The organism is Microcystis sp. LEGE 00066 (assembly GCF_015207925.1).
Lineage (GTDB): Bacteria > Cyanobacteriota > Cyanobacteriia > Cyanobacteriales > Microcystaceae > Microcystis > Microcystis ichthyoblabe_A.
The window spans coordinates 1-6,583 of record NZ_JADEVX010000208.1; the positions used below are offsets into that span (position 1 = coordinate 1).

General features: G+C 48.6%; 6 protein-coding genes. All 6 read right to left on the reverse strand.

All coding sequences use genetic code 11. The features are described from left to right. Positions 1–197: 197 nt before the first annotated feature. The 6 genes from IQ224_RS20190 to IQ224_RS20215 all read right to left on the reverse strand — a co-directional run bounded on the left by IQ224_RS20190 (position 198) and on the right by IQ224_RS20215 (position 6,358). Positions 198–578 carry a GxxExxY protein gene (locus IQ224_RS20190; RefSeq protein WP_194033418.1) on the reverse strand — a complete coding sequence of 127 codons (381 nt, stop codon included), beginning with the start codon at positions 576–578 and terminating at the stop codon, positions 198–200. Between the two features lie 168 nt (positions 579–746). Then, entirely contained in the window at positions 747–4,232 is a 3,486-nt protein-coding gene (locus IQ224_RS20195) for a helicase-related protein (protein ID WP_194033419.1), read from the reverse strand. Between the two features lie 6 nt (positions 4,233–4,238). After that, positions 4,239–4,892, reverse strand: a complete 654-nt coding sequence (locus IQ224_RS20200; RefSeq protein WP_002748923.1) for a YqiA/YcfP family alpha/beta fold hydrolase — start codon at positions 4,890–4,892, stop codon at positions 4,239–4,241. A gap of 11 nt (positions 4,893–4,903) precedes the next feature. Beyond that, positions 4,904–5,209 (reverse strand): DUF2973 domain-containing protein, encoded by a 306-nt coding sequence (locus IQ224_RS20205; protein WP_002748921.1) that lies wholly within the window; start codon positions 5,207–5,209, stop codon positions 4,904–4,906. A 99-nt stretch (positions 5,210–5,308) separates the two neighbouring features. Further along, complete coding sequence (locus IQ224_RS20210; protein ID WP_002748919.1) at positions 5,309–5,716, reverse strand: DUF2605 domain-containing protein; 408 nt, start codon at positions 5,714–5,716, stop codon at positions 5,309–5,311. A gap of 15 nt (positions 5,717–5,731) precedes the next feature. Further along, positions 5,732–6,358 carry a TenA family protein gene (locus tag IQ224_RS20215; protein WP_084989815.1) on the reverse strand — a complete coding sequence of 209 codons (627 nt, stop codon included), beginning with the start codon at positions 6,356–6,358 and terminating at the stop codon, positions 5,732–5,734. Positions 6,359–6,583 lie beyond the last annotated feature (225 nt).

Consider the following 6,583-nt stretch of genomic DNA (forward strand, 5'->3'; position numbering starts at 1 on the left):
TCGCTCCATACCCCTTTTAATGCTATATATTCTCATTAACCCTTTTAACCTTTGAATTAATTTTAGTTATTATGTACTACTTTAATGGCTTTTTTGATCTGTGACAGTTGAGGGTGCGGAATGTGGGATAAAAGAACCACAAAGGCACAGAAGGACACAAAGATTGAGGAACCACAAAGGCACAAAGGACACAAAGATTAATTGTTGACAAGGCGTTTGATGCCTTGTTTGAGAACGGGAACGTTAAAATTAATCAGTAATCCTAGCCAAAGCCGACGTAATTTGAGATAGGTTAGCAACTGAGCCTCGTGAATGGGGGTAAGTTGTTCAACGGTTTTCAGTTCGACAATAACCAGATTTTCCACCAATAGATCGAGACGATAACCACAATCAAGTTTAACACCGCGATAAATCACTGATTGAGGAACTTGACGCTCCACCTCTATCCCCCTATCCAATAACTCGTACTCTAAACAGGCCTCATAGGCCGACTCCAATAGTCCTGGACCCAACTCCCGATGAACAGCGATCGCCGCCCCAATAATCTCCTTAGATAAATCATTAGCCCTCTCATCCATAACCTTCGTGTCCTTCGTGCCTTTGTGGTTCTTCTATCTTCGTGTCCTTTGTGCCTTTGTGGTTCTTCTATCTTCGTGTCCTTTGTGCCTTTGTGGTTCTTCTATCTTCGTGTCCTTCGTGCCTTTGTGGTTAATCTCCTTAGTGTCCTTCGTGCCTTTGTGGTTCAATCATATCCCCCTGTCCCATAACTCTCCCCAATCATAATTAACACTACACGCCCCAAAATCCGGCTCTCTCTGGAATGGCCGGCGCACATATCTGACCCGGACTTCCTCTGAGGGAGAAACCGAAACCAAGGCCAGCAGAAAATCCTCTGGTTTGTTAAGGGATGCAAGGATCTCGTTCTTGGTGACAGTCACCGTCTCTGCTCCTTCTACTCTACCCTTTACCTCAATAAACCGTAAGCGGCCTGTTCCTGTCCTGCGCGATTCGATGTCATAGCCGCACTTCTCGGCGCTCACATCCCGCGGTTCATACCCCAAAGCCTTCTCGGCCGCCATGACTGCCGCCATTGCCAGCTGCTCGACGCGCTTTGTCTCCTGGGCAAACATTGGCTTGCCTAAAAGTCGCCCTAACAGTCCCCCCGGTACGATGAGGGCTGCCCCCACCACCACTGGCGGCGATGGGGATAAATGACGCTCCTGCTCCAATTCAGACAAGCGCTTTTGCAACCGCGTTTGTAGTTCATCGGCCCGCATCTGGGCTTTGTTGGAATTGATCCGGGCATTTGTCTTCCCCGCTTCTTCCTGTAGGCGCAACTGGGCCGCCCGATGGTCCCAGTAGTTGATCTCCTTGGTCAGACGGTCTTTAACTGCTATAAGGGTCTTTTCAATTAACTCTTCCTTGCGCTGCCGTACCTCCTGAAGATGGGAAGAGACGAGGTTAGCGATCGCATAATTGCGGGCCCGGCTCTCAATCTCATTACGGATAGGGAGAGAATCAAGGATCGGCCCTAGGATCGCCCGCTCCTCCTCCTGCAAAGGACGATAATCCAGATAAGGGGCATACCCAGCATCTCTCTCTCCCTGTCTCTGTGGTTCAAATAGTTCCACATACTGCATTCGCCGCGACACCACCCGCCGTCTGCCATCAGGATTCATCCGAGCGTCTTGAATGGCGTGTTCTAAGTACACCAGTACGCAAATTTCCTCGCTTGGATCACTGTCATCAACTAGGATAGCCCCCCGTCTGAGTAATTCCCGATGCCGTTCCAAGACAAGATCGATAGTGGCATCTAACAGGGGATGGCCGGGACAGACAAAGGTAGCAACGGGTTTACCCGGAACACTAATCAGGTCTTTATCAAAACAGATGCGCTCATAGCGTTTGAGAATTGGCTCTCCTATCCCTAAAGAGCGGTCCCTGTTACGGATAACGGCGGGGACGTTGGTAATCTCGTATCGTTTTGGCTCTCGCTGGCGTAGGGTGCCGCCTAAGCGTTGGAAGGCTTCGAGGAAAAATGCGGCAATGAAGTGCGGCTGTAACCGTCTGGCTTCGGCTCGCTCCATATTTTCTCGAATTTTCTGAACTTTGGAAGCATCGATCGAATCCCGTGCTAGGGCGCGTTCTTCCAGCAATTCCCTTAGTCTCTCTTGATCGAGCTTTTCAGAGATGACCTCGTTTAAGCGTGCTTTTATATCTGGGCGATCGCCGTAACGGATGGCTTTGATGAGAAGTTCGCGCAATTCTTTTCCCGCAATGGCTTTGCCTAAAACGTCGAACACCCGTCCGCCTAAAGCTTTTTGTTCGGCTTCGAGTTTTTCGAGGAGCGTCCGATACACATCTCCCTCGCGGGTTTCGTGAGCCACCAAATTCCAGAGATGACAAACCTCGGTCTGTCCAATCCGGTGAATGCGACCGAATCGCTGTTCTAGGCGGTTTGGGTTCCAGGGTAGGTCATAATTGACCATGAGATGCGCTCGTTGCAGGTTGATCCCCTCTCCGGCGGCATCGGTGGCCAGAAGTACCTGTACTCCTACGTCTTGCTTGAAGCCTTCTTCGGCTTTTTTGCGGTCTTCCCGACCCATCCCACCGTGAATGGTGACAACAGCTTCTGGGTTGCCAAGGAGTGTACTGATCCGCTCTTTCAGGTAGTTGAGGGTGTCTCTGTGTTCGGTGAAGACGACTATTTTGCGGCGGTATCCTCCTGCATCGAACATCTCTGCTTCATCCTGCAGAAGATGGGAAAACTCTTCCCACTTACGGTCTTTTCCGCTCCGTCGAACGCTATTGGCTAGGTCTTCAAGCTTTTTCAGCAGGGCGATTTCAATCTGTAGTTCGGCAATGGTACGCGATGCTGTGGCCTGATCGACCACCTCCTCGACCGTGGCCTCCCGCTCGCTACTATCGGTATCCTCAAAGTCGTCATCGATGTCGTCTTGGTCAAGGACGGTAGCAAATTCTATCTCCAGCGACTGGCCTCGCTTGAGCAGTTCTTCTTCTCGGAGTCGCTTTTGCAGCCGTTCTCGTCGTCGTTTCAAGGATTGATAGATGGCTTCCGGAGAGGAGGCGAGGCGGCGTTGCAAAATGGTGAGGGCAAAGCCGACTGTCCCCTTGCGCCCGTTATTGGCCAAGGCTTCGGCTCGGTCAAATTCTTCGCGCACATACTCGGTGACTCGACTGTAGAGGATCGCTTCTTGGTCGGAGAGGGGGTAACTCACCGTGTGAGCGATTCTTTCGGGGAAAAGTGGCTTGCCGTCAAACTTGAGTAGTTCTTCTTTGACTAGGCGGCGCATCAGGTCGGAAGTATCTGATACATGAACTCCGTCCCGGAATCGCCCCTCAAAGCGATCGCCATCGAGGAGGGCTAGGAATAACTGAAAGTCTTCTTCTTTGCCGTTGTGGGGAGTCGCGGTCATCAGCAGGAAGTGGCGGGTAACACTAGAGAGGAGTTTGCCCAATTTGTAACGCTTTGTTTCCCTAATTTCCCCACCAAAGAAAGAAGCGGACATCTTGTGGGCCTCATCGCAGATGACCAGATCCCAATCAGTCTGCTGGAGTTTCTTCTGGAGGTCGTCATTACGGCTGAGTTGATCAAGTCTGGCAATGACCAGACCCATTTCGGCGAGGGCGTTGCCGGTGCGGGCCGTTTCGATGCGATCGTTGGTGAGGATATCGAAGGGAAGGTGAAATTTGTTATGTAGTTCATCTTGCCACTGCACTGCGAGGCTGCCTGGACAGACGATTAAGCAGCGCGCTAAGTCACCTCGAATCAGGAGTTCTCGAATTAACAATCCCGCCATGATGGTTTTCCCGGCGCCGGGGTCATCGGCCAACAAAAAGCGTAGGGGTTGGCGATCGAGCATCTCACCGTAAACAGCAGTGATTTGATGAGGGAGTGGTTCTACCAGAGAGGTATGGACGGCTAGAAGCGGGTCAAACAGGTAGGCCAACCGGATGCGATGGGCTTCGGAAACTAGGCGCAGTAAAGCTCCGTCGCCATCGAAACCCCACGGTCTTCCTTCGGTGAGAATCTCTAGGGTTGGCTCTCGGTATCGAAGGAGCAGTTCTGTGTAGGGTTGTCCGTTGGTATCTTTGTAGGTCAGTTCTACCGCGTCGCCGCCATGCCACTTGGCCTCGATGACGGTAATGCTTTGATTGGGCAGAATGCCGTTAACAATAGAGCCGCTCGTTAGTTCCTCAAGTTTAGTCATGATCGCCTAAAGACCGATGTCTAGAAATAATTGCATTTCAGCCCAGATTCTTGTCAAAACATCGGTAAGGGCATGATCGCTATCTAATTCGATTAACTGTACCCAAGGACGAGAAAAAGCATAATAGCGACTATTTTCTAGGGGAATCACCTCATCGTTACTGCCATGAATAATCAGGGTGGGGAGCTGCCGGATTAACTTTTCTTGGGGATAATTGGCTAAATCCTCAATAAACTTGTAATCAATTGGCAGATAACGACGATAACCGTAGTGATAAACCGATAAACTCCCAGATTTTTGCCAATTGGCTAGGGTTTCCGCTCCCAATTGTCCCAACCAAATCGGCCCGAAATTAAAAGCGGGAGCTAATAAAACGAGCCTTTGCACCTGAAAATAAGTTTCTGCCAGCCAAGCTGCCGTTAAACCGCCAAAACTGGAACCAATCAGTGTAACGGGAAACTGAGATTGTTCAATCAATTGGCCGACTTGAACAATCTGACGAGTGAGAGTTAAGCTAGAAAAGTCATCACCGTTAAGATCGGGAATTTCCATTGCTAAACCCCTCTTTTGCCAACAATGTCTCAAAAATTGCGCTTTTGTTGATTGGGGGCTAGAAGCAAAACCGTGTAGATAAATATATCTGTTTTCAAGGACTGCCATTCTAGAACCAATTAGATTTCTTCATCTTGCTCTTTGGTGACACTGGGAGAAGAATTATAAATGGCATCTAACTGTTGACGAGCATCTTCCACAGTGAGAGAACGAATCACTAACAGAGGTTCATTAATCGGTTGTCCGGCCTCGTCCAAAAGTTCGGGATGGGAAGTCATGGGATAACCGTAGGGATTATAGGAATTAGCCGATTTAGCAGGACGTTTCTGGGAATCCATGCTGACAGTAATCAGACTCCGAATTAAATTATTAATGGTCAAAAAAGCGATAACTGTGAAGGCGAGGATATAGAGCAGATGTAACATTGGCCGAGTCTCCCATGAATTATGTGTGAATATTCCTAATTGCCAAAACTTTATGCTAAAAATTCGCTCAACTCTCTAGCTTACCAAAAAAGTTTCAGGTTAAGCGTCAGTTTGAGGAGATTGATATTCTCCCCAACCCTGTAATCGACGACGACGACTGCTGACCCCCCAACACTCTGCCACCAGCTGGTGCCAAGGCAACAACATCTTGGCCTCGATACCCACCTGACCACCTGTGGTTTTAAAGAGTAAATGAGCCGTGGCTACCTCCTGTTGGGCGTTTTTGACTCTTGCTAATAAATCGTTTTGTTCCTCGAGGCTGAGAAAGGATAATCTCTCGGATTCGAGGAGAAGACGGGAACGGGAAAACCAATAGGTGAAATCCTCTAGTAGAGGTTCCAAGATGGTTTTCAGGAGTTCGTTTTCGGCGGGTTGCGAAGGGAACATTATTTTTATAATGACGATTTTGCTTACCCTAATCTTAGCGTCATTTATATTTCTTAACATTGTGACGGGAAAATTTTAAGATTTGCCCCGGCTGTAGGCGGCACTAAAGAAGTCCTGTTCACAACTAAGGGCATAACGATAGGATAAAGAGATATTTTCCGTCATCGGGGCGTATTTATCGGCTAATTTCTCTAACTGGCTTGCTAAAGCGGCGAATTCATCCCCACTATAACTATCAATCCAAGCTTGATAGGGATTCTCAGAAATCGGCTCTAAGGCTAATTGTTGACCCAGATAAGCATAAAGACGCATACAGGGACTCATCGCCACGGCAATCGCACCGATGTCACCCATCCAAGCGGTAGCGAGAAGAAAATCCGTATAGCGACGGGTGGCATTAGCGGGCTGAACCTTTCTTAGGTCAACTCCCCACTGTAAAGCGTAATTTTCGTGTAATTCTAACTCCTTTAATACCCCCGCCGCTAACCGATGAAAGCTAGTAAATCCCTGCCAATCGGGAGCTTTAGCGGCGGCGATACTGTAAGCACGAGCGAAAGATTCCAGAAAAAAAGCATCTTGACCGACATAAAAAGCGAAACAATCCCGTTTAAGCTCTCCTGTGGCGATACCTCGCACAAAAGGGTGTTCTAGACAAGCTTGTACTAGATCTTGATGGCTGTGCCAAAGTTGCTGACTAAGCATAGGAAAATACTAATTAGGTGGACGTGGGAATTATGAATTATGGCTCTTCGGTTTGTGTTATGCAATGGACGGGGGTTATAAGGGATGGAACCCCTATGTAGAAAGGCATTTAGCGATTTTTGTCAATTATTTTCGTCTAGAGCGAACTAATCAATTAAATCCCTTGCCAGATAAGGATTTAGTCGATTTATGCCCCCCTATCGAACCATACCAAGTAACGAAGAG